Below are 25,545 nucleotides of genomic sequence, written 5' to 3' on the forward strand. Positions count from 1 at the left end.
GTAAAAAGCCAGAGGTGCCCCCGGCTTTTTACTCGCCTTGATGACGTTTTTTTAATACTTTTAATACATCATCAAGCGGCAATTGCTGTTCACGTAATAACACAAGCAGGTGATACAGAAGATCGGCTGTTTCCCATTTCAATTCTTCTTGATCCCGGTTTTTTGCGGCAATGATGACCTCTGACGCTTCTTCCCCTACCTTTTTCAGGATTTTATCGACCCCTTTTTCAAATAGATAGGTTGTATAAGCGCCTTTTGGCATTTCTGCCTGACGTTTCGCAATCACCTGTTCAAGTTCATTTAAAATGGCAAAACGATCCTGCTCTTCCGTTTGACGCTTCACGCCTTCTTCCGAAAAGCAGCTATAGCTGCCAGTGTGGCACGCTGGTCCACTTGGTGAGACAAGAATAAGCAGAGCATCCTTGTCACAGTCATATCGAATGGATGTGACTCGCTGAGTATGTCCAGATGTGGCGCCTTTGTGCCAAAGCTCGTTTCTTGATCGGCTGTAAAACCATGTTTCCCCTGTCTCTAGTGTTTTTTCATAGGATTCTTGATTCATATACGCCAATGTCAATACTTCCTTGCTTTGAGCATCCTGTACAATCGCAGGTATCAGGCCTGCCTCATGAAAGGATAATTCGTTTGCCTGTTTCATCTGACCTTCACCCCGTGTTCTCTCAAGTATGTCTTTACCTCTTGAATTGAAGTCTCTTTATAATGAAAAATGGAAGCTGCTAAAGCTGCATCCGCTTCTCCTTTTGTAAATGCCTCCAGCATATGCTGAGCATTGCCAGCACCTCCCGAGGCAATGACAGGTACGGTGACAGCTTCTGACACAAGCTTTGTTAATCGATGATCAAAGCCCTTTTTCTCACCGTCGGCATCCATACTTGTCAGCAAGATCTCTCCTGCCCCCCTCAGCACGGCTTCTTTTGCCCAATCGCTAACCTCTATATCCGTTTGACGGCGCCCTCCGTGTGTATAAACCATGTACGCTTTTTTCTCTTCATCGTACTTTGCATCTATTGCGACGACGATGCACTGGGAACCAAAAAAATCGGCACCTTCTGAAATGAGTTCTGGCCTTAAAACTGCCGCTGTATTCACAGATACTTTGTCTGCACCCGCTCTTAATATGCGCTTCATGTCTTCAAGGTGGTTAATTCCCCCGCCTACCGTAAAAGGGATGGCAAGAGTGGACGCCACTTGTTTGACCACATCTACCATCGTTTTCCGGCCTTCATGAGAGGCAGAAATATCAAGAAAGACGAGTTCATCCGCCCCTTCCTCATCATATATCTGCGCTAATTCTACCGGATCACCAGCATCCTTTAAGCCGAGGAATTGCACCCCTTTGACCACACGACCTTCCTTCACATCGAGACATGGGATGATTCGTTTTGTCATCATACGCGGTCAAGCCCTTCAATTGCTTCAGCTAAAGTAAACCGCTCCGTATAAAGTGCCTTTCCAATGATCGCACCAGAAACGCCTGACTGTTTTTGTGCTGACAGCTTTTGGAGATCGGCTACCGAACTGATACCGCCTGAAGCAATGACTTGTTTGCCAGTAGCTTCTGCTAAGCGAACTGTACTTTCTACATTAGGACCAGCCAGCATGCCATCCATTTGAATATCCGTGAAAATAAAGACCTCCGCGCCTTCCTTTGCCAATTTTTTGCCGAGTTCCTCTGCCTTCACTTTCGATGTTTCAAGCCACCCCTCAGTCGATACGAATCCATTTCGCGCATCAATGCCAATCGCTATTTTCTCCCCATATTGCGAAAGCATTTTTTTCACAAAGGCTGGGTTAGAAACAGCCGAGCTGCCAAGGATGACTCTAGCTACGCCATTGTTTAAATAAAAGGCAACGTCTTCTTCTGTCCGAATGCCGCCACCAATTTGTACATTTACATCTAAGGATGAAGCAATCGCCAGCACATGCTCATGATTGACGCGATTCCCCGCTTTCGCACCATCTAGATCAACGAGATGAATCCACTTTGCTCCTTCATTTGCAAATCGCGTCGCCATATCGAGCGGCGAATCTCCATAAATGGTTTCTTGATCATAATCTCCTTGCACGAGCCGTACACATTTGCCATTTCTCATATCAATCGCTGGATACAATGTAAATTCACTCATTTGTTCACCCTCTGTTCGTTTGCTAATTGAATAAATTGTTTGAGGAGCGCCATGCCCGTTGTACTGCTTTTTTCAGGGTGAAACTGTGCGCCTAGCACATTTCCCTTGCCGACAACTGCGGGTACTTGAACGCCATAGTCTGCGCTTGCTAATTGCTCTTCTGGATTCATATCCCTCACATAATAAGAGTGAACAAAGTACGCAAATCCTTCGGATACCCCGTCAAACAATGGGGAGGGCTGATGAAATGTGAGCTCATTCCACCCCATATGAGGCACCTTCAGCCTTTGCCCATCCTGGTCACGATCCTTTAAAAGAACGACACGCCCTTTTAGCAGCCCCAAACCTTTCGTACGCCCTGCCTCTTCGCTTTCTTCAAATAACAGCTGCATCCCAAGACAAATGCCAAATAGCAGCTTTCCTTCCTGCACTACTTGGTGGATAAACGCCTCAAGCCCTGTCTGTTTTAACAGCTGCATCGCATCACGAAACGAACCGACCCCAGGCAAAATATAAGCATCTGCCTTTTTGAGCTCCTCCACATCAGCGGAGACAATATAACGGGCACCTGCTCGTTCCAGTGCTTTTGATACGCTGAACAAATTTCCCATTCCGTAATCAATGACTCCGATCATTAGAGCATCCCCTTTGTCGAAGGAATCCCTTTCACACGTGGATCAATGGTTGTTGCTTCATCCAAAGCACGTGCCATCGCTTTAAAAATAGCTTCAATTATATGGTGCGTATTGCTTCCATAGTGAACAATTACATGAAGGTTTATACGAGCTTCTAACGCAAACTTCCAAAGAAACTCATGTACGAGCTCTGTATCAAAGGTACCGACCTTTTGACTTGGAAAGGCCGCTCTCATTTCCAAATGAGGACGATTACTTAAGTCGACCACGACCTGCGCAAGCGTTTCATCCATTGGAACAAAGCTGGACCCGTACCGCTTAATCCCCTTTTTATCACCTAACGCTTCCTTAAACATTTGCCCAAGCACGATGCCGATATCTTCTGTTGTGTGGTGATCATCAACATCTGTATCTCCTTTCGCATCAACGGTCAAATTAAAGTGTCCATGCTTCGTAAATAGATCGAGCATGTGTGTCATAAAAGGGACATCTGTTTGAATATCCGCTTTTCCTTCCCCATCAATCTCTAACGATAATGAAATATTCGTTTCATTTGTTTGTCTCGCTGTTTCCGCCTGTCTCATGACGATTCCCCCCGCTTTCTCGATTCAATCGACCTTGCATGTGCTTCGAGCCCTTCTAACCTGGCAAAAGCCGCAATGCTATCCCTGTGTGTCTCAAAGGCTTCTTGACTATATGAAATAATGCTCGTTTTCTTTTGAAAATCGGTCACACCAAGCGGGCTAGAAAATCTAGCTGTTCCGTTGGTTGGCAGCACGTGATTCGGTCCTGCAAAATAATCTCCCACCGGCTCAGGGCTATAACGCCCTAAAAAAATCGCCCCTGCATGCTTGATTTGACCAAGAAATGATTCTGGAAATGCTGTCAGCACCTCTAAATGCTCTGGCGCTAACTGATTGACGACGTCTACTGCACGATCCATGGAATCTGTCACGTATATACGGCCATGATGTTGTATGGATTGTGCAGCGATTGATTTTCTTGGCAAGGTGTCCAGTTGCGCTTGCACCTCAGCTCGCACATTTTCAGCAAGTGTCTTAGACGGGGTCACCAAAATACTAGATGCCAGCGCATCATGCTCTGCCTGAGAAAGTAAATCGGCCGCCACCTCATGTGCTATGGCCGTGTCGTCTGCTAGAACCGCAATTTCACTTGGACCGGCAATCATATCAATGTCTACCTGACCAAATACTTCCCGCTTTGCCAGTGCGACATAGATGTTGCCTGGACCTGTGATTTTATCAACAGGCTGGATGCTTTCTGTTCCATAGGCAAGTGCCGCAATCGCCTGTGCACCGCCCATTTTATACATCTCTGTAATACCGAGCTCCTTCGCAGCAACGAGTACAGCGTCAGAGAGGTAGCCGTCTTTCCCTGGGGGTGTCACAAGGACAATTCGCTTAACACCAGCGACAAGCGCCGGAATCACATTCATTAAAACAGATGATGGGTAAGCAGCTGTTCCGCCGGGGACATACACACCAACTGCATCAAGTGGTGTCACCTTTTGTCCGAGCATCGAGCCATCCTGCTGGTGATAAAACCAAGAGGATGTCAGCTGACGCTCATGGTATGTGCGAATATGACGGATAGCCGTTTGGATCACTTGAATCATGGCTGGGTCCAAACGTTCGGAGGCTTTTGTCATTTCCTCGTCTGTGACAAGCGGATCTTCAAGCAGCACCCCATCAAATTGCTTTGTAAAAGACTGTACCGCTTGATCACCATTTAGCCTCACTTCTTGTATAATCCGCTGAACAGCCAGGCGCTGCTCTTCCGTGCCTGTATCTAAAGTCCGTTTGAGCGAGAGTGTCTCTGTCTCACCTTCTTGTATGTAGGTGATGTTCATGATGTTTCCTCCCCTTCAATGATTCTTGCAAGGCGCTGCGCCATTTCATCGATCACTACATCCTTCATCCGATAGCTCACAGGATTGACAATAAACCGTGATGTAATATCACAAATATGCTCCGTTTCAACAAGTCCGTTTTCCTTGAGTGTTTGACCTGTAGAGACAATGTCTACAATACGATCGGCGAGTCCGATGAGCGGTGCTAATTCAATGGAACCATTCAGCTTAATGATCTCTACTTGCTCCCCTTGTTCTCTAAAATAGGAAGATGCGACATTTGGGTACTTTGTTGCCACACGCGGTGCGACACCGCCCCAGCTGGCTCCCGGCAATCCGGCAACCGCTAAATGGCATTTACTGATGTTTAAATCAAGCACCTCGTACACATCACGAGCTTCTTCGAGCATGACATCCTTTCCTGCAATGCCAACATCTGCTACACCGTGCTCTACATAAGTCGTCACATCCATTGGCTTCGCTAAAATAAAGCGGAGGTTTTCTTCCGGTACATCGATGATTAACTTTCTTGAATCCTCGAATTCCTCTGGCAGTTGATATCCTGCCTGCCTTAACAGCCCTGCGGCTTCTTCAAATATTCGGCCCTTTGGCATCGCCATCGTCAACACTTTACCCATTTTGCTCTCCCTTTCTAGCGCCGATAAAATAAGTCACCTGCTCAAATGCCTTGGTCATCGCGTCAATATTTTCAATCCCTGCTAAGTCTTGCAGCACGATCTTTTTCCCTTTTGACCGCTCCTTTTCTGCAAAAGCAAAAGCTTCCAGTCTTTGTTCTTTACTAAAAATCACTGCCTCCTGCGGTTCATTGATTTCTTTTGCATCAAGCGCTTCAAGCAGACGATCTAATCGAAGTCCGAATCCTGTAGCTGGTGCAGGTGCATCAAAATGAGCAAGCAAGTGGTCATATCTGCCGCCACTTCCGATGACTGACCCAACATGATCTGCAAATACTTCAAACAAAATACCCGTGTAGTAGCTCATATGACTCACCATGCTTAAATCTAGACGGATATATTCTGTACAGCCGTAATCTTCAAGTGTCTCCCAAAGCGACTTTAACTGCGTAAGCACCTCTTTTCCTTCTTGTGAAACGACGATGTCCTCTGCCCGCTCTGTGACTTCCTGGCCGCCTCTTAACTCTAAAAGCTGTAACAGCCTCGTTTTATCGATGGAGGAGAGTGGCAATTGCTTCACATGCTGACGGTATCCTACATAATTCTTTTCATATAAGAATCGGCGAAGAACGTTTGCACGCTCTGTATTTCCCAGTACATCTACAAATAACGTCTCTGCTAAAGCGACATGCCCAATCGCGATTTTGAAGGACTTGAGCCCAGCATTTTTTAATGCGAATACGACAAGCGCGATCACTTCAGCATCTGCACTAATCGAACCGTCTCCAATTAACTCAATTCCGACCTGCTCAAATTCTGATGGCCTCCCGCCTTCTCTTTCCTGTGCCCGGAACACATTGGCCGCATACCCAACGCGAAGTGGATACGCCTGTTCATGAAGCTTTGATGCTGCCACTCTAGCAATAGGTCCCGTCATATCAGGTCTGAGTACAAGGGTTTGCCCGTTCTGATCTAACAGCTTAAAGAGCTGTGTATCTGTAATCGCCGATTGAACACCGACTGTATCGTAAAATTCAAGCGTTGGTGTTTCCATCAACCGGTAACCCCAACCATTCATGACCTCTGTTAAGGAATGTCTCACTTTTTTCTTCGTCTCATACAATCCTGGTAATGAATCCCGCATACCATATGGTTTCTCAAACATAAACATGTTCTTCTACACCTCCAACACATTAAAACAAAAAATTCCGAATCCTTTAGTTCGCTAATATGATAACATGCTAACAAAATAAAGTGATTAAATCAATCATTTTTATTTTCTCTCTATTTTCATGAAAAATTTGTGGAATTATTACATTCAAGTGACACCTGTCTCTTTTCTGCATGTTGGATGAAAGAACGTGCTATAATACATAAAAATATTGAATAACACAGGAGATTACAGTGAAGTTCATCCAGACATTAATCTTAACTTTGTTGTGCGCATGCCTTGTTTATTTCGGCTTTATATACGTGACACAAATCGACCAAGTCAAGAAGACAGCTTCACCACACGAAGCAGCCAAAGAAAAAGAAAACGATACGGCACTCGCAGCTGAAGAAACACGATTAACGAAAAAAACAGATACCACCTATTCTTCCTTAAAAGGAAGCAAAAAAGCCATGGACGTCATCCTCTACAATCAAATGGATGCCCCAAAGCTTTATAATGGATGCGAAGTCACAAGCTTAGCGATGCTTCTTCATTACAGCGGCTACGAGCAAGTGACGAAAGACACATTGGCAAATGAAATTAAACGTGTTCCACTCAATTATGAAAATGGCTTAAAAGGAGACCCACATGACGGGTTTGTAGGCGATATGGAGAATGGACCAGGTCTTGGTGTATACCATGAACCTATTTATCAGCTTGCGAAAAAACATGCGGGCGCTCAAGTCGTCGACTTAAGCGGAAAACCTGTCAAAAAGGCCATCTATCAATCACTTGAAAAAGGGTATCCTGTTTGGGTGATTACCACATCCACCTTTGACAAAATAGATAACATCGAAACATGGAATACACCAAATGGCAAAATAGATGTAAGCTTTAATATGCATAGCGTGGTCATCACAGGCTATGACAAGGAGCATGTCTACTTAAATAACCCATACGGAGAAAAGAATCAAAAAGTCGATCGCGATCAGTTTGAAGATTCTTGGGAACAGATGGGCAGGCAGGCGATTATCATTAAAGCCTAGAACAATTTCTCTTTGAAAACATGAAAAACCATCCTCTATCCGAATAGAGGATGGTTTTTTTCATGATGATGCTTCTATGATTTCCTTCAGGCGCTCCTCAAGCTTTTCAGCTGTCATCGCTCCTCCGCCTACACTGAAGTATTCATCCCCTTTTTTTAATAAAAGGGTAGGGTATCCATTCACTTGAAGTTGATGAACCTTCGCAAAGTCGGCATACGCATCATTGAAGACTTCTTTTGTTTTCATTCGTTCAATGACGGCATTAGGATCAAGATAATGTGCCAGAGCAATCTCCTGATACGTTTCATCATCGCTCAGGCTTTTTCCGTCTTGATAAAAAGCCTTTTGCATCGATGCTGCCAAGTACAATGCACGATCTGGAGCAACGGATCTTAATGCTGAAAACCCAATGGCTGCAGCCTCAGAGTCTAAGAGAAATGTCCCGTTTGCTAGCAGCTTCTGATAACGTTCACCAAACTCAACGCCAGTTAGCTGACTGATCCGTTGATTTGCTTCTGATATATGTGGATATTCCTTTATTGGAAGACTTCTTTCTCCTACAAATAAGCCGCCAGATACGAGCGTCAGTGACATTTCAGGATGGTTCTCATGCAAAGTACGGATACTGTTGGAAAACCCATAACACCAGCCACAATACGCATCCCATACATAAATGAGAGACAATTCTTGATCATTCATACGTTAAACTCCTCACTCATCGTTTTTAGCGGCAACGAATCACTTATTCTGCTTCAGATACAACGGTAAAACGTTCTCCAACATGGGCAGACTGCTCAATTTCATCGACAAGCGCAATGGCGTAGTCGGCATAGCTCACATAGCTGTCACCTTTAGAATTGACAATCAGTTGGTCTTTCCCTTTCACATAAGAACCTGTGCGTTTGCCAGCTGGATCAAAGAATGCAGCAGGGCTGAGGAAAGTCCATTTGAATCCTTCGGTTTGTTGAAGATCTTTTAGGTTTTCACCTTGCTGTGAAGCAGTAGGCACATACTCCTTTGGAAATTCTGGTGTATTAACAAGTCTTGTTGTTTTGGCTTCATCAACAAAAAGACTGCCCGCTCCGCCCACAACGATTAAACGCGTATCAGATACCTCTTTCAAAATATCAATCAGCTTTTTCCCTGCCTCTACGTGAAGGTGCTCTTGTCCAGCAGGTGCGCCAAATGCATTGACGATAACATCAAAGCCTTTGATGTCTTCTGCTTGTAAATGAAACACATCCTTCTCAATAACAGCTACGGATGAATCTGTCACTTTTTTCGCATCTCGAACGATGGCTGTTACCTCATGTCCTCTTGATTGAGCCTCTTTTACAATTTCCTGTCCTGCTTTACCTGTAGCGCCAATAATACCAATTTTCATATGAATTCCTCCTGTAAAATGATTTTATTTGATAAACAAAGATGTAACCAATTCAGTTACAACAGAGGTAAAAAAAATTGAATAGATCATCCAATTTTTTTGATTAACACCTGCGTTAGTTCACTTAATTTGATCTCAGCAAGCACTTGCTCCATCGCACTTTGAGCGCGGCACAAGATTAACTCAAGCACAGCCTGGATATTTGCACCGATCGGACAGTCAGGATTTGGGCTTTCATGGATTTGAAACAATTCTCCCTCATCCACCACTTCAACCGCTTTATACACATTAAGCAGCGTGATATCGTCTTCACTGCGGTTCAGCTGAGAACCGCCTTTGCCAAGACTCGTTGAGATTAGGCCTGCTTTTTTTAATTTACTCATAATACGGCGGATGACCACTGGGTTTGTATTCACACTTCCCGCGATATCCTCCGATGTCTGTAATGATCCTTTTTCAAGTGATAGCAAGGCCAGAATATGGACAGCGACAGTAAATCTGCTGCTGATTTTCATGTTTTCTCACCTCTGTTGTAATCATTATAGTTACACCATAACATATTGTCAACAAAAAAGTCTGCCGAGCTACTCAGCAGACGTAGATTGACGTGCTTTCATTTCTTCTTTCGTATAAATCATGCGCATTGGATTACCTCCAACAAATGAGCCTGCTGGAACATCCTTATGAACAAGTGTACCAGCCGACACGATCGCCCCATCCCCAATGGTCACACCAGGTAAAATGGTGGAATTGGCTCCAATTAAGACTTCATCCCCAATATAGACTTCACCAAGTCTGTATTCTTTAATCAAATACTCATGGGTCAAAATGGTTGTGTTATAGCCAATCACCGAATTTCGACCGACCGTGATTTTCTCAGGAAACATGAGATCCACCATGACCATTAAGGCAAACGCTGTATCTTCGCCGACCTTCATACGAAGAAAGGTTCGGTATATCCAATTTTTCATTCCCATAAAAGGCGTGTACCGTGCGATTTGAATGAAAATAAAGTTTTTCACCACTTTGAAAAAAGGGACCGTCCGATAGACTTGTCGTAACGAATTGACCCCTTTTACAGGATAACGATCTGTTTTTCTCAACTCAATCAGCTCCAACAATCGCCAGGAGATCACTCATTTTCTTTAGCATAAAATCAGGGCGATGCTTTAAAAGGGCCTCTTCTCCCTTAATCGACCAAGCAACACCTGCTGTTTTTGTCCCTGCCGCTTGACCAGACAAAATATCGTGATAATTATCGCCAACCATCACCGCTTCATGTGGATCACTGCCAAGCTTGGATAATGCCAGCTGGACAGGCTCCGGATGCGGCTTTTCATTTTGGACATCATCGAGCGTCACAATCACCTCAAAGAATGGCTCTAAACCGGTCAGCTTCAATCCCATTAACACTGTGTCACGTATCTTTGTTGTGACAATTCCAAGCTTAAATCCTCGATCCTGCAAGACTTTCAATGTATCTATAACAGTCTCATATTCAGTCACGAGCAGATCATGCTGTTCATGATTAAACGTACGGTACATCTGAATCATGTCATTCGTTAGATCAGGGTCCATCGCAGAGAATGTATCAAATAATGACGGACCAATGAAATGGAGGATCTCTTCACGGCTGTACTGACCAGGGTAATAATGATCAAGCGTATGTTGAAATGAAGCAATAATTAATTCATTCGTATTGATTAATGTGCCATCTAAATCAAACAGCACGGTGTTAATAGTTGATTCGTTCATATGGCTTCCTTTCTAACAGCTGCGAGCTCACGCTTTCGCCAAATATAGCTAATGGCAGCTGTTAATAAAATAGCAGATATCAGGCGGATGACAAGAAGCGGCCACACAGGAATCCCAAGTGGAATAAATATCAGCGTGTCTTCGACCACTGCATGGCAGGCAACAAGGAAAATGAAAGCAAGGGTTAAATCTTTTTTACTCACGCCGTCCTCTTCCACTGCCTTCATCATCACGCCAGCTCCGTATGCCAGACCAATGGTTAACCCAGCGACCATCGTCATCGACGTATTTTCTTTCATTCCAAGCATTCTCGTAAATGGAGACAGCCACTTAGACAGCGTATGGAGCCATCCTAAATCTCTCATGAATTGAATGATGATCATGAGAGGGATGACGATACAGGCGAGCTGGAGCACACCGAGTACGGCTTTTTGTAAAGCGAGAAGGACGATCATGTACCAGCTGGAAGGCACATCAGCCGTCTGAGCTGCTGTCAGCAGTCCATATTGTGCCGGCTCCTGGCCTCCCTGCCAAACGAGATGAATGACAATAGCCGAAATAACAGCAAGACTGATTCTGACAAGCAAAATGACAGACACTCTCAGTCCAACCTTTGCTGCCACAGTCGATTCGATGATCAGGTTATGGCAAAAGGACAGCATCACGGCCAAAATAAACACTTCCTTCACAGGAAGATCTAGTGTCAAAATGGCAGCTATGCCCGCATACAAATTCAGCACATTTCCTAATACAAGTGGAATGGCCGCTTCTCCTGAAAGACCAAACAACCCCATAAATGGCCGTATGAATCGAATGATCCAATCCATAACAGGCGTATGCTGCAAGATACTGACGAGAATGGTAACTGGAAAGATGACTTTTCCAAGTGTCCAAGTTGTCGATAGCCCTGCTTTTAAGCCGTTTTTCCATGTATCCCCCATCTCTTCTGATCCCCCCTGCTTTAATTCGATGAGTTGTTCTCTTTATACGGAATCGATGCGTACCCTTTTATTCTTCTAAAGATCATCAGCAGAACAGCCACTACAAAAATGGCAATCGAAATCATTTGAGCGATTCGAAGATGTTCTGTCAGCATCAAACTGTCCGTTCTCATACCTTCTATAAAGAAACGACCGATTGAATACCAAATTAAATAAGACAAGAAGATTTCGCCTCTGCGCATCGATGTTCTACGTAATAAAATCAAGATCACAACACCGGCAAGATTCCATAATGATTCGTATAAGAACGTTGGGTGATAATACGTCCCATCAATATACATTTGATTAATGATAAACTCAGGCAAATGCAAATTCTCTAAAAAGGCTCTTGAAACAGCCTCACCATGCGCTTCCTGATTAATAAAGTTCCCCCAGCGTCCAATGGCCTGCGCTAGTAAAATACTAGGTGCTGCTACATCGGCTATTTTCCAGAAGGACACCTTTTTCACTTTTGCAAATACGATCGCTGTCAGCACAGCACCTATCAGCCCGCCATGAATGGCAATTCCGCCATGCCAAATCTTAATGATTTCATTTGGGTGCTGCTGATAGTAATCCCATTCGAAGGATACATAATAAATTCGTGCACAAATAATCGCTATTGGAATGGCAAATAAGATTAAATCAATAAACGTATCTTTATTGATTCCTCTTTTCTCACATTCTCTCAGTGCGAGCCAGAGTCCTAGTAAAGCTCCGACCCCAATGATCACACCATACCAATGAACCGAAAGAGGTCCGAGCTGAAAAGCAATCGGATCAATTGGCTGAATCGCTTCGTTCATATAGACAACTCCTATTCATCTTGGCCATTGTCTTCAATGACATCGGCTAGTTTACTTGTAAATTGTTCCGCCGCATTATGTCCCATGCGTTTTAACCTGAAGTTCATCGCAGCCACCTCAATGATAACCGCTAAGTTTCGACCAGGGCGGACAGGAATGGTCAGCTTCGGTACATCTGTATCGATGATTCGCATCTTCTCTTCTTCAAGTCCTAAACGATCGTACTGTTTGCCTTGTTCCCAAAGCTCAAGGTTCATGACAATCGTAATTCTCTTATAGCTTCTGACAGCCCCAGCTCCAAATAAGGTCATCACATTAATGATGCCTAATCCACGGATTTCTAAAAGATGTTCAATCAGCTCTGGTGCGCTTCCGACTAACGTATCCTGATCCTCTTGACGGATTTCCACGCAATCATCTGCGACCAGCCTGTGTCCTCTCTTCACTAATTCTAAGGCTGTTTCACTTTTTCCTACTCCGCTTTTTCCAATTAACAATACACCTACACCATATACATCAACGAGTACGCCATGAATCGCGGTCGTAGGTGCAAGCTTGCTTTCTAAAAAGTTGGTCAAACGACTCGAAAGTCTTGTCGTTTTTAGGCTTGAACGTAACACAGGTACACCATTTTCATTTGAAGCTTCAATTAATTCCTTCGGCACTTCACGATCTCGTGACAAAATAATTGCAGGGGTAATATCAGTACAAAGAGACATCATTCTCTGCTTTCGTTCGCGTTCTGGGAGCTGTTCAAAAAAAGAAAGCTCTGTTTTCCCTAAAAGTTGAACTCTTTCTTTTGGGTAATATGTAAAATAACCAGCCATTTCAATACCTGGTCTGGAAAGATCACTGATTGTAATGGGACGATTAATCCCTTCTTCCCCACTTACCAGTTCAAGATGAAATTGTTCCATTATGTCCTTCGTACGAACTTTCGGCACGCTTCTTCCTCCTTTTATCACAGGCGATTCAGAAATACAGCTCTATTTTATCACTTTCAATGATGATCCCAAAACAGTATTTTATCCTGATCCTGTTTCCGTTCATTTACTGGTATAGACAACTATACTTAAAAAGGGTAAACTAAGTCAAAGACAATGACTAAAGGGGGCACAATCATGAGCAACTCTTTATTGCTCTCCAATATTCATATTGTGACAAAGACCGAAATGATTGCAAACGGTTTTGTCGGTTTACGCGGCGGCAAGATTGACTATATTTCAACAACACCACCGACAGGAAATTATGAAAAAGTATATATTTCCCGGGAAAACTTTTATTTACTTCCCGGAATGATTGATATTCACATCCATGGCGGATATGGAGCAGATATGATGGATGCGACATCAGAAGCCATGAATACACTCGCTGACAACTTACCATCAGAAGGAACGACAAGTTTTTTAGCCACAACCATCACTCAAAACCATCATGAGATAGAGCAAGCACTTAAAAATGTCGCCCAGTGGAAACAATACAATGAAGAACAAGCAGGCGTTCAGGCACAATGTTTAGGTATCCATCTTGAAGGTCCTTTTATTTCTAAAGATAAAGCAGGGGCACAGCCTGTTCAATGGATAAAGCAGCCCGATCGCCCTCTTTTTGAAAAATGGCTGGATGCTTCTGAACAGCTTATTCGAATCGTCACGTTCGCACCTGAGGAAGACCCTGATTTTGCTTTTCTTTCCTTGTTGCAAGAAAAAAACATTATTCCTTCTATTGGACATACGAATGCCCATCATGACATGATTGAATTAGCAGCAAAGCATGGTGCACGCCATGTCACACATCTTTATAATGCACTGAGTTCGTTTCAGCATCGTGAACCAAACGCTGTAGGAGCTGCTCTTACAAACAAGGATCTCCATACTGAGCTGATTACGGATGGGATACACTCCCACCCACTTTCCATCAAGCTGGCGTATTTGGCAAAAGGAAGTGATCGTTTAATGATGATCACAGACTCGATGCGCGCAAAAGGACTTGGAAATGGCACGTATGAGTTTGGGGGCCAAACAGTCACAGTCAGCGGCGAAAAAGCTTTACTGGAAGATGGTACACTTGCAGGATCAATTCTGCGAATGAAAGATGGCGTCAAACGAATGAAACAGATCACACATTGTGAATGGACAGAGATAGCAAAGATGACCTCAACTAATGCAGCCATTCAGCTAGGACTTGATCAGCAGCTTGGTTCGATTGAAGTTGGAAAACAAGCTGACCTTGTGATCTGGGATGAGTCTGGTGAACTAATGATGACGATCTGCCATGGACAAATCGTCTTTGAGAAAAAGGAGGCCAACCACTAATGAACATCATTGAATTTGAAGATAAAGAACAATTAGGAAAAGAAGCAGCAGCCCTGATCGCGCACACAATCGCTTCTAAACCAGATGCCGTACTCGGCCTGGCAACGGGCGGTACACCTCTTGATACGTATCAAGAGTTAATTCACCTTCATCAATCACAACAATTGTCTTTCAAACAAACAAAAACAGTCAATTTAGATGAATATGCAGGGCTTGATTCAGATCATGAAAATAGTTATATGACCTATATGAAACGTCATTTATTTGATCACATTGATCTTCCACAGGATCAGTATTTCCTTCCAAATGGCGCTACACCTGATTTAGAAAAGGAATGCTTAAGATATGATCAGCTCATTCAAAACATAGGCGGCATCGACCTTCAACTTCTTGGAATCGGTCAAAATGGACATATTGGTTTTAACGAGCCCGGTACTCCGTTTAACTCAAAGACTCATGTCGTGCAACTAGATGAAAATACCCGGCAGGCCAATGCAAGATACTTTTCTTCTATTGATGAAGTGCCTACACATGCCATCACCATGGGCATTGCGAGCATTCTTTCTAGTAAAAAGATTCTCCTTCTTGCATCAGGAAAATCAAAAGCGGAAGTGATACAATATTTAGAACAGACTGAGATACATCCAGACTTCCCAGCATCTGCTCTGAAACTTCATGAAGATGTGACGATTTTGATTGATCGAGAAGCTGGTTCACTACGCTAAAGCTAAACACGAGAGGATTTTCACATGTTTATTGATAAGCAGTCACCTATTCCGATGTACCATCAGATTATGGAGAATTTGAAAAAACAGATTGAGAATGGAACATTAGCACCTGATACACTCATTCCTTCTGAAAGAGAATATGCCGAACGCTTTGGTATAAGTCGAATGACTGTCAGACAAGCCTTATCGAATCTTGTGAACGAAGGATATTTGTATCGACAAAAAGGAAAAGGCACCTTTGTGAGCCGAAGAAAATTTGAACAGCCGCTTCAAGGTTTAACAAGCTTTACAGAGGATATGCGTCAGCGTGGTCTTAAAGCTTCAAGCCAGCTGATTGACTTCACAAAAACCGTCTGCCCAGATCACTTGTTGCCTGTCTTACAACTGTCAAATGACGATGCTATATATGAACTCAAACGGATACGCCTCGCAAATGATGAACCGATGGCGATTGAAACGAGCTATATCCCTGAAGCATTTGCAGGAGATTTAACAAGGGAACATTTAACTGGCTCTATATATGAATATATAGAGACTCAAACAGGCCTTACAATTGCTCATGCAAAACAAGAGCTTGAAGCGAATGTTGCTTCAAATGAAGAAGCACACGTGCTGTCTATTTCAACAGGCGATCCCGTGCTCTCAATCGCAAGAACGACTTATTTTCAGAATGATATTCCGTTTGAATATGTTCTTTCCGTTTATAGAGGAGATCGTTACAAGCTCATTCATACAATGGAAAGATAAACAGTGCCCTTATCAAAGAAGCACTGTTTTTATTTCCTAAGAAATGTTTCTTCACGATCATCTTTTGTATGAATTTTCCATATAGGTGAAATCGCTTTTCCTTGAAAACGATCTTTTGCTACGGTGTACCAATAATAGTCTTCATTTGGCTTTAAGCCTTTCCACTCAAAGCTTGCTTTTTTGCCGCTTTTTACGCCGCGCGCCTCTCCTATCAAAACATTTGTGTACACATTGAGTTCAAAATAGTTGGTTTTGACAGATTTCATTTTTGGTGTCAAATCCACATCGATTGAAAATTCATCTTGATCTCCATACGTTTTAGGATCGTAGAAATGCTCTTGATTCATGTAAGGTGAGTATGTCGTAAAATGAAGCTGGTTTTTTTCTTGATCGGCTGTTATCAATCGCATAAACCCTTGTCCACCTTCAGGTCCTGACTGATAATCAGCGAGTATTTGATATACTTTCCGGTCTACTTTACCATCATTGTCATCGTCAAGCTCATCTACTTTCCTGCTCGCTCCGTGATAGTGACCGCTAAATACTGCCACAATATTGGGATGGCGCTTCACTACCTGATGGAAGATGAGGTCGCCAATCGGACTGCGGTTGCCACTGACCAACAAATACTCATGGAAATTTAAAATGACAATACGGTCTGGATGCTCAGAAATCACACGGTTCAACCAATCAATTTCATCTTGCTTAATCCCCCAGCCCATGTATACCATCATATAATCATTGCCACCGGCAGAGATGAGATCATAATGACCTCGATTGTTTTTATAGGATTCACCATAGTACGGTTTATTTGCAAAGCGTTTCTCCCCGAAATATTTTCCATATTCCGCATAAAAACCGTCCTTATGTCGAACATCATGATTTCCTGCTAAAACTCCATAAGGAATTTGATGCTCATCTAACACACGCATAAACGTATCAGCACGATGCCATTGTTTATCTTTTGAATCATCCACAATGTCACCTGTATGGAACACATATTGGATGTTTAACTTTTCTCTCTGGTCTCTGATCCACTCGACCATTTGTTTAAAGATATGAGGATAGCTCTTTGCATAATATTGTGTGTCAGACATCCAAACCATCTTATATGGCTTTTGCGCTTTGCTGATTTCATCCTGTACAAGCAAATCAAACGTATGATTCTTCATGTACTGTCTGACTGACAGCAGTCCTTTCAGGTAAAATTCCTTTTGATCCTTAGCAAAATGATGAGTGATTTTATCCCACTTTTCTTGCTGATGATTCCAGGCATACATGGTCACCTTTCTCCCTGACAATGAACTCCCTTTCCACATCGCCTCGACGACATCCTTTTCACGTACATCTTGATGAACCTTGATTTGAAAACGATGATAGGGAAAACGATGTAAATCCTTCGTTTCTACTGACTTACCATCAGCAAATGCAATGCGATTCCTTTCTTGATGAGAAAAAATCATTTCTCCTTTTTCGTTAAAGCTCTTTGGCGGTTCTGTCTCCGCTGCATATTTCAAAATGTTCATTGATGGATGCAACGATGTATATTGATAGGCACGGTAAAAGGAATAATCCAGCTTATCATTCGTTGGGTCCTTGGTGAGCACAGTTTGCTTTGACGATTTCATTTTCGTCTTATCTGCTACACGTTCTGGTGGCTCAGGGTGTTCATGCACCGTCTTGAATTTCTTTTTCACCGTCGTCATGTTCCCTGCTGCATCTTTTGCTTTAATTGTCAACGTGTGTTCCCCCGGGTTTAATTCGCTAGAGGACGTCTGGTATGGCAACGAAATTGGCTTGCCATCTACATATGCCTTCATCTCCTCTATGTCACTCCAGCGATCCGTTACCTTTGCTTTTAACGTAAAGGCTCCTTTATATGGATCCTTTGTTTGGACATTGGTCTTAATTTTTGGACCTGTATTATCGACCATCACATGTACAGATGCATGCTCGTCTGAGGTTTTGGCCTCAATCAGGTGCGGCCCCTCTTTCAACCTTCTTGTATCCCACTTCATAAACGTTGAAACATAAGCTTCTTTTGGTATTTCAAATTGAAATGTTCTGACCTTTTTGGCATTACCACTGTCTCCCATTCTCCATTCTTTTTCTGGCTTTGCATTGATTGGAGGAATTTGAGTTCCATTCGACAAAATCATCCGGACGTTTTTTAATTCAAAATCATCGTGATTCTCACCAGGCAGCCGATCAACTGGAGAAGATTTTGTTCCAGCATGGAAGGAGATTGTTTGGAGACCTTCTTTTTTCATCTCTGCTTCTGGTATTGGCATTGTATAGGTACGATACACTTTTGTCGAATCATCAAAAATAGAAAGTAAGTGCTTACCTATGGACACACCATTTTTAAAATATAAATTTGTCCCTTTGACATCAAATGCAATATATGGATCTGCTTCAAGGGCAGAAAACACTTGCTGATTCCGCTTTCCATCTATCAATAATTCAATGCTTTTTTTCTGATCAGACGTTGCTTTTAATGGAAATAATCCTGAAACCGTATCTCCTTCTTCTACATTGAATCGAAGGCCATGAGCTTTGCTAACTTGCTCCACATCAATTATTTTTTTCATCGTCATTGCTGTATTTTCACCGTCTGACGCTTCAAGCTGATATTCCAATTGTTCTTTACCAATCAACACAGGAGAGTAAATAATATGATGAAATAACCGGTCGTTATGATCTTTTTGAAGCAGTATCTCCTTAAAATCATCTTTCCGATTTGTTCGATAGCGAAGCTTGACGGTTTTGACGACCTGATCATCCTGTACATCTGCTTTAATCTCTATGCTTTCAGTTGGTTTCACTGGTTTTCTCACTGTCATATCTTCAATCACAGGTTTATGGATATCTTGAGAAATTTCTTTTTTCTCAGATGGAATTTGTGCTTTTAGCACTTTTCCAGGCGTAGGCTCTTCTTCAATTTTGGAGATCAGCTTCATTTGCGAAGTACCGTCCATTGGATATTTGAATAGCAAAGATTTATGCTCACTAAACCATGAAGGCTTTAAGCGAAATGCTGCTGATGAAATCTCCTCCCCTATATTTGTTGTGATGGAAACAAGACGAGATTTAGAGTTGGACAGCCCTTTGCTTTCGATGACAGATACATGCTCTCCCTCTTTTAATTGACTTTTGTACATAGCATTGAAGTCCGCTACAGTTAAATGCTCCTGTCCTTTTTTCCTCAGCCAGAAAACATACGGTTTTCCAGGTGAAAGAGTGACTGGATTTGTGTGAAAGGAATACACATCATCCATTTCAGTTCCTTGTGCAGGATTGCGATAGCGAAGCTGATAATGTTTAAGAGAGATAGGCTCATGTGTTGTGTTATACACCTCAATAAATTCAAATGCATCTTTGCCTTTGCGATTTTTTGAATTGACAACAATTTCTGTGATGACTAAGTCCGGAATGCGCGAAAGATCCTCTTCAAACCCATTTAAGTGGACAGATTGTTCTGCCGTTTTGATCACGGACTTTTGCGTAAGAAACTCTGTATAGTAACGAACGGTTGAATTCCATAATTGATCTGGCGGAATTTTCGCTGTAAATTCTGGCTTCATACCTGGCAGCCGTTCCATTGGGATCAAACGGTACCCTAGCTCATCACTTTGTTTATAATACAAGTTCGCAGACAAAATTTGTTCCGGATCCGTAATTGACGCACGAAACTGGAGATCACGGCTTTTTTCCCCTAGAACTGGACGGACATCCACATGAAAGGGATCAAAGATAATAGGAGAAAAAGGCTTGTCCGGTATATTGACTTGTGTTTGAATAAAAGGCCCTGCTGAAGCAGGCTGATTGAAACAAAAAAGAATGATAAAAAAACATAAAAGCATGATTTGTCTGCTCATGTTCACCATCGTGCACCGCCTCCCTTCGGATATTGTGTCTCCTGAAGGAAGTTTTTATGTCAGATGAAACGGAGAAACGATACAAAATGGGTCAAAAAAAACCGTTAGCTTTTTTTCGCTAACGGCTCCACAATTCCTTTTTGTATCAACAGGTGGAAAATGGATAATATGACAGCCATCCAAATGGCCGTTCCAAACCCATCAATATTAAAACTATCGCCCATAAAACTTGATGTCATCATAAGTGTGATGGCATTAATCACAAATAAGAACAATCCTAGTGTAAGAACGGTTACTGGAAGCGTTAAAATGATCAAAAACGGCTTCACTAAAATATTGAGCAAGGATAAAATAATACTTGCCACAATGGCTGCGCCAAACCCTTCAATATATACGCTCCCAAGCCCTGGCAGAATGCCTGAATCAAAATATCCCGCAATGACGATTAAAAGTAATGCATTGACTAAAATACTGACGATCCATCTAAGCATTTAGTTAGTGCCTTCTTCCGGAACAACAAAATACCAGATGAAGTAGACCAAGAAAATTGGCATAAATGCTGTCATAAATCCGATGATGACCGTTAAAATGCGAAGCAGAGATGCATCGACACTTAAGTATTCGGCAAGTCCACCAACAACACCCGCTATTTTTTTATCTGTTGCTGAACGATAAAGCTTCTTCATGTAGAATCACTCCTTGTCTGATTGGTGCTTTACTTGTATTGAACCTGTTTTTGTTTCTGCAAAAATGGATATACTGTTCACTGCCTGTTGGTTGGCTTTGATCATTTTCTCTTTTTGTAATGTCTCATTTTTCTCTTTAATCATCTCTGCATCAAGCAAATCGTGAGAAATAGACCCAAGATTGCTTTTCAGCTCAGCGGTCACTGCACACGCACGCGGGATCTCGACGTCCACACTGCCTGTTGTCGTTTTCGCATAAATGGAACGGCACTTTTCATCCGACAGCTGAACCGCTATGTTTCCGTTAAAGCTTTGGGCATCAATTGATTCACTTTTCCCGCGTAGGTCAATGAGCCCATTGATGGTTTCTACTTCAATCATACCACACTCGTGATCCGCCAGTTTAATTTGTCCGTTTGCTGTTTCAATTCCAACCTTTTCAGCCTGTAGAGAGGCAAAAGAGACAACACCATTGGTGGTTTTCGCAGCAAGTTCTTTTGTCTTTAGCTTTTCCCCGCGAATCGGACCATTAAACAGTTTAACCTTGATTTTATCGTATTGGATACGCGGTACATATAAAGTGACATTGACTTTCATTGTCTTCTTTTCGGTCCGGATAAAAAATTTATCCCCTTCGAGACCGCAGTCCAATTGATTGAGAAATTGCTGTCTTGCCTGCTCTCCGTCTTCTGCACGGTAGATTTTCGCATGGCATTCTGCTCGAATATCGCCATCGTCCCAAGGCATCACATTGAGACTGCCGTTCGCCAATTGAATATCTAAATGAGAGAGTGAGGCGTCTTTGAACTGAAAAATGTGCTCAACGTCGACCGACTGTCCAAAGTTCAAATCAAGATCTACGTCTTTCACCTTTTTCACCGCAGAATCTAACCAGCCAAACAGCTTTGCACCAAGATTTTCGGTACCAGTTCCTTTGCTCTCTGTGCCAGCTTTTTCTTCATGAAAGGTGTGGTCAGCCGTTGATTTTTCTAATGAAACAGACGGACTTTCCTCCAGTTTTTCAAGCAGCGTAATCGCTTCTTTTGCCGATAATGTCCCGTCTTCTACTAATTTTAAAATGCGTTCTTTTTCATTCATACATAGCCCTCCTACGATTTGATGGATTGAAGTACTTTAATACCTTGAATGATATTCCAAATGACAGAGATCAAAAAGCCAATGGCGACTAAAAAGGACAGGATGAGCATCGTGATCACTGGCATGAGTGAGTCACTTGCCTGTGTCGATAATAAAAATGGAATAGATCCAAAAACCAGCAACACGCACGCTGCGACTGGCAAAACATGTGACCATAATGCCCGCATCGCGTGCCGTTTCGGTTCCTTTTGGTCGACTACAAAATATGCCACGATCGGTACAATAAACGGCATAAAAAATACACTAAAATAACAAATTGATGCAATGATCGACTGATCTCTATTCATATATATTCGCTCCTTCATGATGAAAATTCCTTTCTAACTCATACGTTTATTGCGTATCAAAAGTTTCAAAATCATTCGATTTACATATGACCTTAGACACAAATTACATCTTTTTGCACCTAAGTGTAGATTCTTCACGGATTACCCTTTAAAATATGTTGAAAAGATGGTGATTATCATTATAGGGGGTAATTATTTTGACAGATCATCATAATACTAACCACACGGCTCAAGCGCTTTTAGACCTTATACAGAAACAAAAAAGCATGAACAGCGATATGATCAGGGAGCTTGAGACCATTCATCCGTCTCATCCACAGTATGGTGATATCCGTTATTTAAAAGTACTGCTCGACAGCAGCAGCACGCATATTTTAAAGGATTTAACGCAACTCAGTCATTTAATGCCGAAGGAAGATGCGCAATAAAAGGAAAACCCCTCGATAAAGAGGGGTTTTTTCTTATGACGATGTCACACGTTCCGTTTCTTTGACCAACTGTTTCATTCGTTTACGGTCACGCTCTAAAATAGGCTTTAAGTATCGACCAGTGTAAGAAGCTTTTTCTTTTGCAATTTGCTCAGGAGTCCCTGAGGCAATGATCGTTCCGCCGCCTGCACCGCCCTCTGGTCCGAGATCAACGAGGTAATCAGCAGCCTTAATAATATCAAGGTTGTGCTCAATCACTAGCACCGTATCTCCGTTTTCGACCAAACGCTGAAGCACTTTTAATAAACGGGCAATATCATCCACATGCAGACCTGTTGTCGGCTCGTCTAAAATATAAAGAGACCTTCCGTTTGAACGGCGGTGAAGCTCAGATGCCAATTTCACACGCTGCGCCTCTCCCCCGGACAATGTCGTCGCAGGCTGTCCAAGTGTAATGTACCCTAGTCCAACATCAAAAATCGTTTGAAGCTTCCGCTTAATTTTCGGGATGTTCTCGAAAAATTGGAGTGCGTCCTCCACGGTCATTTCAAGCACATCAGCAATGTTCTTCCCTTTATATGTGACCTCAAGTGTCTCGCGGTTATACCGTTTCCCGTGGCACACCTCACAAGGCACATACACATCAGGTAAAAAGTGCATTTCGATTTTAATGATGCCATCTCCGCGACATGCCTCACAGCGTCCACCTTTGACGTTAAAGCTGAATCTACCTTTTTTATACCCTCGTACCTTTGCTTCATTGGTTTGTGCAAACACATCCCGCACATCATCAAATACGCCTGTATACGTGGCAGGGTTGGATCTCGGCGTACGACCGATTGGAGATTGATCAATATCAATCACCTTATCTAAGTGATCCATTCCTTTGATTTCTTTGTGCTGTCCTGGCTTCGTCTTCGCTCTGTGCAGTTTTTGCGCAAGTGATTTTAATAGAATTTCATTCACAAGCGTACTTTTCCCTGAACCTGACACACCGGTCACAGCTGTAAAGATGCCTAGAGGGAACTTCGCATTGACGTTTTTCAGGTTGTTTTCTTTTGCCCCTTTGATCTCAATGTAGCGGCCGTCAGACTTTCTTCTTTCAATCGGTAGCGGGATAAATTTCTCACCAGATAAATATTGTCCTGTTAAAGATTTCTTGTCCTTCATGACTTCTTCCGGCGTCCCAGCTGAAATCACTTCTCCTCCATGAACTCCTGCTCCAGGTCCAATATCAATCAAATAATCAGCGGCTAGCATTGTATCCTCATCATGCTCTACGACAATGAGGGTATTCCCGATGTCGCGCATGTTTTTCAATGTCCCGATCAACCGGTCATTATCACGCTGATGCAGGCCAATGGATGGTTCATCTAATATATAAAGAACACCCGTCAGCCTTGACCCAATTTGAGTCGCCAGACGAATCCGCTGCGCCTCTCCTCCGGATAGTGTACCAGCCGAGCGGCTCAATGTGAGGTAATCTAATCCCACATTATTTAAAAAGGACAAGCGCTCTTTGATTTCCCGTAAAATGAGCTGGGCAATCTGCAAATCTTTCTCAGACAACTCGATTTCACCATATAAATCAAGGGCATCAGAGACAGACAAATCAGTGATTTCTCCGATATGTTTGCCATTGATCAGAACCGCAAGCGTCTCTTTTTTCAGACGATATCCTTTACATGTCGGACATGGCTGGTTCGCCATATACTTCTCCATTTGCTCACGAATATAATCAGAGCTGGTTTCCCTATAGCGTCGTTCAATGTTACGAAGAACACCTTCAAATTCAATTTCATTTTCACGTACCTGACCAAAATCATTTTCATATTTAAAATAAATCCGTTCAGAGCCGCTGCCATATAAAATTTTATCGAATAAATGCGACGGTATATCTTTCACTGGAATGTCCATGTCGATGCCGTAATGTGTACATACTGCCTCAAGGAGCTGAGGATAGTATTGTGAGCTCTGCGGCTCCCAAGGGGCAATGGCATGCTGTCGTAACGTCAAATCCTTATTAGGAATGACAAGCTCAGGGTCAACTTCTAGTTTAGAGCCAAGCCCATCACAGCTCGGACAGGCACCAAAAGGACTATTGAATGAAAACATTCTTGGCTCAAGCTCACCAATAGAAAATCCGCAGTGCGGACAGGCATGATGTTCACTGAATAACAGCTCTTCTTGTCCAATCACGTCAATCATCACACGGCCTTCACCTAGTCGCAGCGCCGTTTCAAGGGAGTCAGACAGCCGAGCCGCAACGCCTTCCTTCACCACGATTCGATCAATCACGACTTCAATGGAATGCTTCTTGTTCTTTTCAAGCTCGATCTCTTCTGACAGATCTTCCATCTCTCCATCGACTCTTACTCGAACATAGCCCTGCTTTCGAATTTGATCAAGTACTTTAACATGTGTTCCTTTGCGGCCAGATACGACCGGCGCTAGCACTTGCAATTTCGTTCTTTCTGGATATTCTAAAATACGATCTGTCATCTGCTCAATCGTTTGGGACGTAATTTCAATCCCATGTATCGGACAAATAGGTTTCCCAACTCGAGCATACAAGAGTCGTAAATAATCATAGATTTCAGTAACGGTTCCAACTGTTGATCTAGGGTTCCGGCTCGTCGTCTTCTGATCAATACTAATCGCCGGAGAAAGACCTTCAATGGCATCTACATCCGGTTTATCCATTTGACCGAGAAATTGGCGCGCATACGCTGAAAGAGATTCAACGTACCTGCGCTGACCCTCTGCATAAATGGTATCAAAGGCAAGAGACGATTTTCCTGAACCAGATAAACCCGTGATGACCACTAGCTGGTCACGCGGGATATTCACATCAATATTTTTAAGGTTGTGGGCTCTAGCACCTTTCACCTCTATTCGTTCCATAGCCAT

Annotated in this window: 27 protein-coding genes; 5 read left to right on the forward strand and 22 right to left on the reverse strand. The window is 42.8% G+C overall.

Annotation, left to right across the window (positions count from 1 at the left end):
- Positions 1-28: 28 nt before the first annotated feature.
- Genes hisIE through MKY18_RS15905 form a run of 8 tightly spaced genes read right to left on the reverse strand, consistent with a single transcriptional unit; the run spans position 29 to position 6,458 of the window.
- On the reverse strand, positions 29-658 hold the full coding sequence (gene hisIE, locus MKY18_RS15870; RefSeq protein ID WP_342497574.1) for a bifunctional phosphoribosyl-AMP cyclohydrolase/phosphoribosyl-ATP diphosphatase HisIE: 630 nt from the start codon (positions 656-658) through the stop codon (positions 29-31).
- A complete protein-coding gene (hisF, locus tag MKY18_RS15875; RefSeq protein ID WP_044139386.1) occupies positions 655-1,413 on the reverse strand; it encodes an imidazole glycerol phosphate synthase subunit HisF in 759 nt (252 codons plus the stop codon). The genes hisIE and hisF overlap by 4 nt, the downstream gene beginning before the upstream one ends.
- Positions 1,410-2,147, reverse strand: a complete 738-nt coding sequence (gene hisA, locus MKY18_RS15880) for a 1-(5-phosphoribosyl)-5-[(5-phosphoribosylamino)methylideneamino]imidazole-4-carboxamide isomerase (protein WP_342497575.1) — start codon at positions 2,145-2,147, stop codon at positions 1,410-1,412. Before hisA ends, hisF begins: the two co-directional genes overlap by 4 nt.
- The gene (hisH, locus tag MKY18_RS15885; protein WP_044139384.1) at positions 2,144-2,782 is read right to left on the reverse strand and encodes an imidazole glycerol phosphate synthase subunit HisH; all 639 of its coding nucleotides are present in this window, start codon (positions 2,780-2,782) and stop codon (positions 2,144-2,146) included. The genes hisA and hisH overlap by 4 nt, the downstream gene beginning before the upstream one ends.
- The gene (gene hisB, locus MKY18_RS15890; RefSeq protein ID WP_065097968.1) at positions 2,782-3,366 is read right to left on the reverse strand and encodes an imidazoleglycerol-phosphate dehydratase HisB; all 585 of its coding nucleotides are present in this window, start codon (positions 3,364-3,366) and stop codon (positions 2,782-2,784) included. Before hisB ends, hisH begins: the two co-directional genes overlap by 1 nt.
- Positions 3,363-4,652 carry a histidinol dehydrogenase gene (hisD, locus tag MKY18_RS15895; protein WP_113768114.1) on the reverse strand — a complete coding sequence of 430 codons (1,290 nt, stop codon included), beginning with the start codon at positions 4,650-4,652 and terminating at the stop codon, positions 3,363-3,365. The genes hisB and hisD overlap by 4 nt, the downstream gene beginning before the upstream one ends.
- On the reverse strand, positions 4,649-5,290 hold the full coding sequence (gene hisG / locus MKY18_RS15900; RefSeq protein WP_065097966.1) for an ATP phosphoribosyltransferase: 642 nt from the start codon (positions 5,288-5,290) through the stop codon (positions 4,649-4,651). The genes hisD and hisG overlap by 4 nt, the downstream gene beginning before the upstream one ends.
- Positions 5,283-6,458, reverse strand: coding sequence for an ATP phosphoribosyltransferase regulatory subunit (locus MKY18_RS15905; protein ID WP_065097965.1), 1,176 nt, complete (start codon positions 6,456-6,458; stop codon positions 5,283-5,285). The genes hisG and MKY18_RS15905 overlap by 8 nt, the downstream gene beginning before the upstream one ends.
- A gap of 233 nt (positions 6,459-6,691) precedes the next feature.
- Here MKY18_RS15905 and MKY18_RS15910 point away from each other — a divergent pair, with 233 nt between their 5' ends.
- A complete protein-coding gene (locus MKY18_RS15910) occupies positions 6,692-7,486 on the forward strand; it encodes a C39 family peptidase (RefSeq protein ID WP_126740921.1) in 795 nt (264 codons plus the stop codon).
- A gap of 60 nt (positions 7,487-7,546) precedes the next feature.
- On the opposite strand, the gene MKY18_RS15915 is transcribed toward MKY18_RS15910, so the two are convergent.
- The 8 genes from MKY18_RS15915 to hprK form a co-directional block, all read right to left on the reverse strand.
- Positions 7,547-8,185 (reverse strand): DsbA family protein, encoded by a 639-nt coding sequence (locus MKY18_RS15915; RefSeq protein ID WP_065097963.1) that lies wholly within the window; start codon positions 8,183-8,185, stop codon positions 7,547-7,549.
- A gap of 43 nt (positions 8,186-8,228) precedes the next feature.
- Positions 8,229-8,870: an NAD(P)-dependent oxidoreductase gene (locus MKY18_RS15920; protein ID WP_342497576.1), complete on the reverse strand. Its 642-nt coding sequence runs from the start codon at positions 8,868-8,870 to the stop codon at positions 8,229-8,231.
- An 86-nt stretch (positions 8,871-8,956) separates the two neighbouring features.
- Positions 8,957-9,385 carry an Rrf2 family transcriptional regulator gene (locus MKY18_RS15925; RefSeq protein WP_106067318.1) on the reverse strand — a complete coding sequence of 143 codons (429 nt, stop codon included), beginning with the start codon at positions 9,383-9,385 and terminating at the stop codon, positions 8,957-8,959.
- Positions 9,386-9,454: 69 nt separating this feature from the next.
- Positions 9,455-9,973: an acyltransferase gene (locus tag MKY18_RS15930; protein ID WP_106067319.1), complete on the reverse strand. Its 519-nt coding sequence runs from the start codon at positions 9,971-9,973 to the stop codon at positions 9,455-9,457.
- A 1-nt stretch (position 9,974) separates the two neighbouring features.
- Complete coding sequence (ppaX, locus tag MKY18_RS15935; protein WP_065097960.1) at positions 9,975-10,625, reverse strand: pyrophosphatase PpaX; 651 nt, start codon at positions 10,623-10,625, stop codon at positions 9,975-9,977.
- On the reverse strand, positions 10,622-11,566 hold the full coding sequence (locus MKY18_RS15940; protein ID WP_044139376.1) for a nucleoside recognition domain-containing protein: 945 nt from the start codon (positions 11,564-11,566) through the stop codon (positions 10,622-10,624). Before MKY18_RS15940 ends, ppaX begins: the two co-directional genes overlap by 4 nt.
- Positions 11,567-11,586: 20 nt before the next feature.
- Complete coding sequence (lgt, locus tag MKY18_RS15945) at positions 11,587-12,411, reverse strand: prolipoprotein diacylglyceryl transferase (RefSeq protein ID WP_106067321.1); 825 nt, start codon at positions 12,409-12,411, stop codon at positions 11,587-11,589.
- Positions 12,412-12,422: 11 nt separating this feature from the next.
- Positions 12,423-13,355: an HPr(Ser) kinase/phosphatase gene (hprK, locus tag MKY18_RS15950; protein WP_003212943.1), complete on the reverse strand. Its 933-nt coding sequence runs from the start codon at positions 13,353-13,355 to the stop codon at positions 12,423-12,425.
- A gap of 177 nt (positions 13,356-13,532) precedes the next feature.
- Here hprK and nagA point away from each other — a divergent pair, with 177 nt between their 5' ends.
- Genes nagA through MKY18_RS15965 form a run of 3 tightly spaced genes read left to right on the forward strand, consistent with a single transcriptional unit; the run spans position 13,533 to position 16,198 of the window.
- Entirely contained in the window at positions 13,533-14,723 is a 1,191-nt protein-coding gene (gene nagA / locus MKY18_RS15955) for an N-acetylglucosamine-6-phosphate deacetylase (RefSeq protein WP_106067322.1), read from the forward strand.
- On the forward strand, positions 14,723-15,448 hold the full coding sequence (gene nagB / locus MKY18_RS15960) for a glucosamine-6-phosphate deaminase (RefSeq protein WP_340913106.1): 726 nt from the start codon (positions 14,723-14,725) through the stop codon (positions 15,446-15,448). Before nagA ends, nagB begins: the two co-directional genes overlap by 1 nt.
- A 24-nt stretch (positions 15,449-15,472) precedes the next feature.
- Positions 15,473-16,198 (forward strand): GntR family transcriptional regulator, encoded by a 726-nt coding sequence (locus tag MKY18_RS15965; protein ID WP_106067324.1) that lies wholly within the window; start codon positions 15,473-15,475, stop codon positions 16,196-16,198.
- Positions 16,199-16,227: 29 nt separating this feature from the next.
- Here the strand turns inward: MKY18_RS15965 and MKY18_RS15970 are convergent, their stop codons facing one another.
- The 5 genes from MKY18_RS15970 to MKY18_RS15990 all read right to left on the reverse strand — a co-directional run bounded on the left by MKY18_RS15970 (position 16,228) and on the right by MKY18_RS15990 (position 22,207).
- Positions 16,228-20,085 carry a metallophosphoesterase gene (locus MKY18_RS15970; RefSeq protein WP_065097955.1) on the reverse strand — a complete coding sequence of 1,286 codons (3,858 nt, stop codon included), beginning with the start codon at positions 20,083-20,085 and terminating at the stop codon, positions 16,228-16,230.
- A gap of 95 nt (positions 20,086-20,180) precedes the next feature.
- Positions 20,181-20,567, reverse strand: a complete 387-nt coding sequence (locus MKY18_RS15975) for a phage holin family protein (protein ID WP_003213568.1) — start codon at positions 20,565-20,567, stop codon at positions 20,181-20,183.
- The gene (locus tag MKY18_RS15980) at positions 20,568-20,762 is read right to left on the reverse strand and encodes a PspC domain-containing protein (protein ID WP_044139369.1); all 195 of its coding nucleotides are present in this window, start codon (positions 20,760-20,762) and stop codon (positions 20,568-20,570) included.
- A gap of 6 nt (positions 20,763-20,768) precedes the next feature.
- Positions 20,769-21,860 (reverse strand): DUF4097 domain-containing protein, encoded by a 1,092-nt coding sequence (locus tag MKY18_RS15985; RefSeq protein WP_217012120.1) that lies wholly within the window; start codon positions 21,858-21,860, stop codon positions 20,769-20,771.
- An 11-nt stretch (positions 21,861-21,871) separates the two neighbouring features.
- The gene (locus MKY18_RS15990) at positions 21,872-22,207 is read right to left on the reverse strand and encodes a membrane protein (RefSeq protein WP_044139366.1); all 336 of its coding nucleotides are present in this window, start codon (positions 22,205-22,207) and stop codon (positions 21,872-21,874) included.
- A 197-nt stretch (positions 22,208-22,404) separates the two neighbouring features.
- On the opposite strand from MKY18_RS15990, the gene MKY18_RS15995 reads away from it, so the two are divergent.
- A complete protein-coding gene (locus MKY18_RS15995) occupies positions 22,405-22,635 on the forward strand; it encodes a hypothetical protein (protein WP_065097952.1) in 231 nt (76 codons plus the stop codon).
- Between the two features lie 33 nt (positions 22,636-22,668).
- Here the strand turns inward: MKY18_RS15995 and uvrA are convergent, their stop codons facing one another.
- Entirely contained in the window at positions 22,669-25,545 is a 2,877-nt protein-coding gene (gene uvrA, locus MKY18_RS16000) for an excinuclease ABC subunit UvrA (RefSeq protein ID WP_113768122.1), read from the reverse strand.

The organism is Bacillus sp. FSL R7-0672, assembly GCF_038601465.1.
GTDB classification, from domain to species: domain Bacteria; phylum Bacillota; class Bacilli; order Bacillales; family Bacillaceae; genus Bacillus; species Bacillus pumilus.

Excerpts from the sequence above, each read along its gene's own strand:
- hisIE (WP_342497574.1), bottom strand. The coding sequence starts at position 658 with ATGAAACAGGCAAACGAATTATCCTTTCATGAGGCAGGCCTGATACCT.
- hisF (WP_044139386.1), bottom strand. The coding sequence starts at position 1,413 with ATGATGACAAAACGAATCATCCCATGTCTCGATGTGAAGGAAGGTCGT.
- hisA (WP_342497575.1), bottom strand. The coding sequence starts at position 2,147 with ATGAGTGAATTTACATTGTATCCAGCGATTGATATGAGAAATGGCAAA.
- hisH (WP_044139384.1), bottom strand. The coding sequence starts at position 2,782 with ATGATCGGAGTCATTGATTACGGAATGGGAAATTTGTTCAGCGTATCA.
- hisB (WP_065097968.1), bottom strand. The coding sequence starts at position 3,366 with ATGAGACAGGCGGAAACAGCGAGACAAACAAATGAAACGAATATTTCA.
- hisD (WP_113768114.1), bottom strand. The coding sequence starts at position 4,652 with ATGAACATCACCTACATACAAGAAGGTGAGACAGAGACACTCTCGCTC.
- hisG (WP_065097966.1), bottom strand. The coding sequence starts at position 5,290 with ATGGGTAAAGTGTTGACGATGGCGATGCCAAAGGGCCGAATATTTGAA.
- MKY18_RS15905 (WP_065097965.1), bottom strand. The coding sequence starts at position 6,458 with ATGTTTATGTTTGAGAAACCATATGGTATGCGGGATTCATTACCAGGA.
- MKY18_RS15915 (WP_065097963.1), bottom strand. The coding sequence starts at position 8,185 with ATGAATGATCAAGAATTGTCTCTCATTTATGTATGGGATGCGTATTGT.
- MKY18_RS15920 (WP_342497576.1), bottom strand. The coding sequence starts at position 8,870 with ATGAAAATTGGTATTATTGGCGCTACAGGTAAAGCAGGACAGGAAATT.
- MKY18_RS15925 (WP_106067318.1), bottom strand. The coding sequence starts at position 9,385 with ATGAAAATCAGCAGCAGATTTACTGTCGCTGTCCATATTCTGGCCTTG.
- ppaX (WP_065097960.1), bottom strand. The coding sequence starts at position 10,625 with ATGAACGAATCAACTATTAACACCGTGCTGTTTGATTTAGATGGCACA.
- MKY18_RS15940 (WP_044139376.1), bottom strand. The coding sequence starts at position 11,566 with ATGGGGGATACATGGAAAAACGGCTTAAAAGCAGGGCTATCGACAACT.
- lgt (WP_106067321.1), bottom strand. The coding sequence starts at position 12,411 with ATGAACGAAGCGATTCAGCCAATTGATCCGATTGCTTTTCAGCTCGGA.
- nagA (WP_106067322.1), top strand. The coding sequence starts at position 13,533 with ATGAGCAACTCTTTATTGCTCTCCAATATTCATATTGTGACAAAGACC.
- nagB (WP_340913106.1), top strand. The coding sequence starts at position 14,723 with ATGAACATCATTGAATTTGAAGATAAAGAACAATTAGGAAAAGAAGCA.
- MKY18_RS15965 (WP_106067324.1), top strand. The coding sequence starts at position 15,473 with ATGTTTATTGATAAGCAGTCACCTATTCCGATGTACCATCAGATTATG.
- MKY18_RS15970 (WP_065097955.1), bottom strand. The coding sequence starts at position 20,085 with ATGGTGAACATGAGCAGACAAATCATGCTTTTATGTTTTTTTATCATT.
- MKY18_RS15975 (WP_003213568.1), bottom strand. The coding sequence starts at position 20,567 with ATGCTTAGATGGATCGTCAGTATTTTAGTCAATGCATTACTTTTAATC.
- MKY18_RS15980 (WP_044139369.1), bottom strand. The coding sequence starts at position 20,762 with ATGAAGAAGCTTTATCGTTCAGCAACAGATAAAAAAATAGCGGGTGTT.
- MKY18_RS15985 (WP_217012120.1), bottom strand. The coding sequence starts at position 21,860 with ATGAATGAAAAAGAACGCATTTTAAAATTAGTAGAAGACGGGACATTA.
- MKY18_RS15990 (WP_044139366.1), bottom strand. The coding sequence starts at position 22,207 with ATGAATAGAGATCAGTCGATCATTGCATCAATTTGTTATTTTAGTGTA.
- uvrA (WP_113768122.1), bottom strand. The coding sequence starts at position 25,545 with ATGGCTATGGAACGAATAGAGGTGAAAGGTGCTAGAGCCCACAACCTT.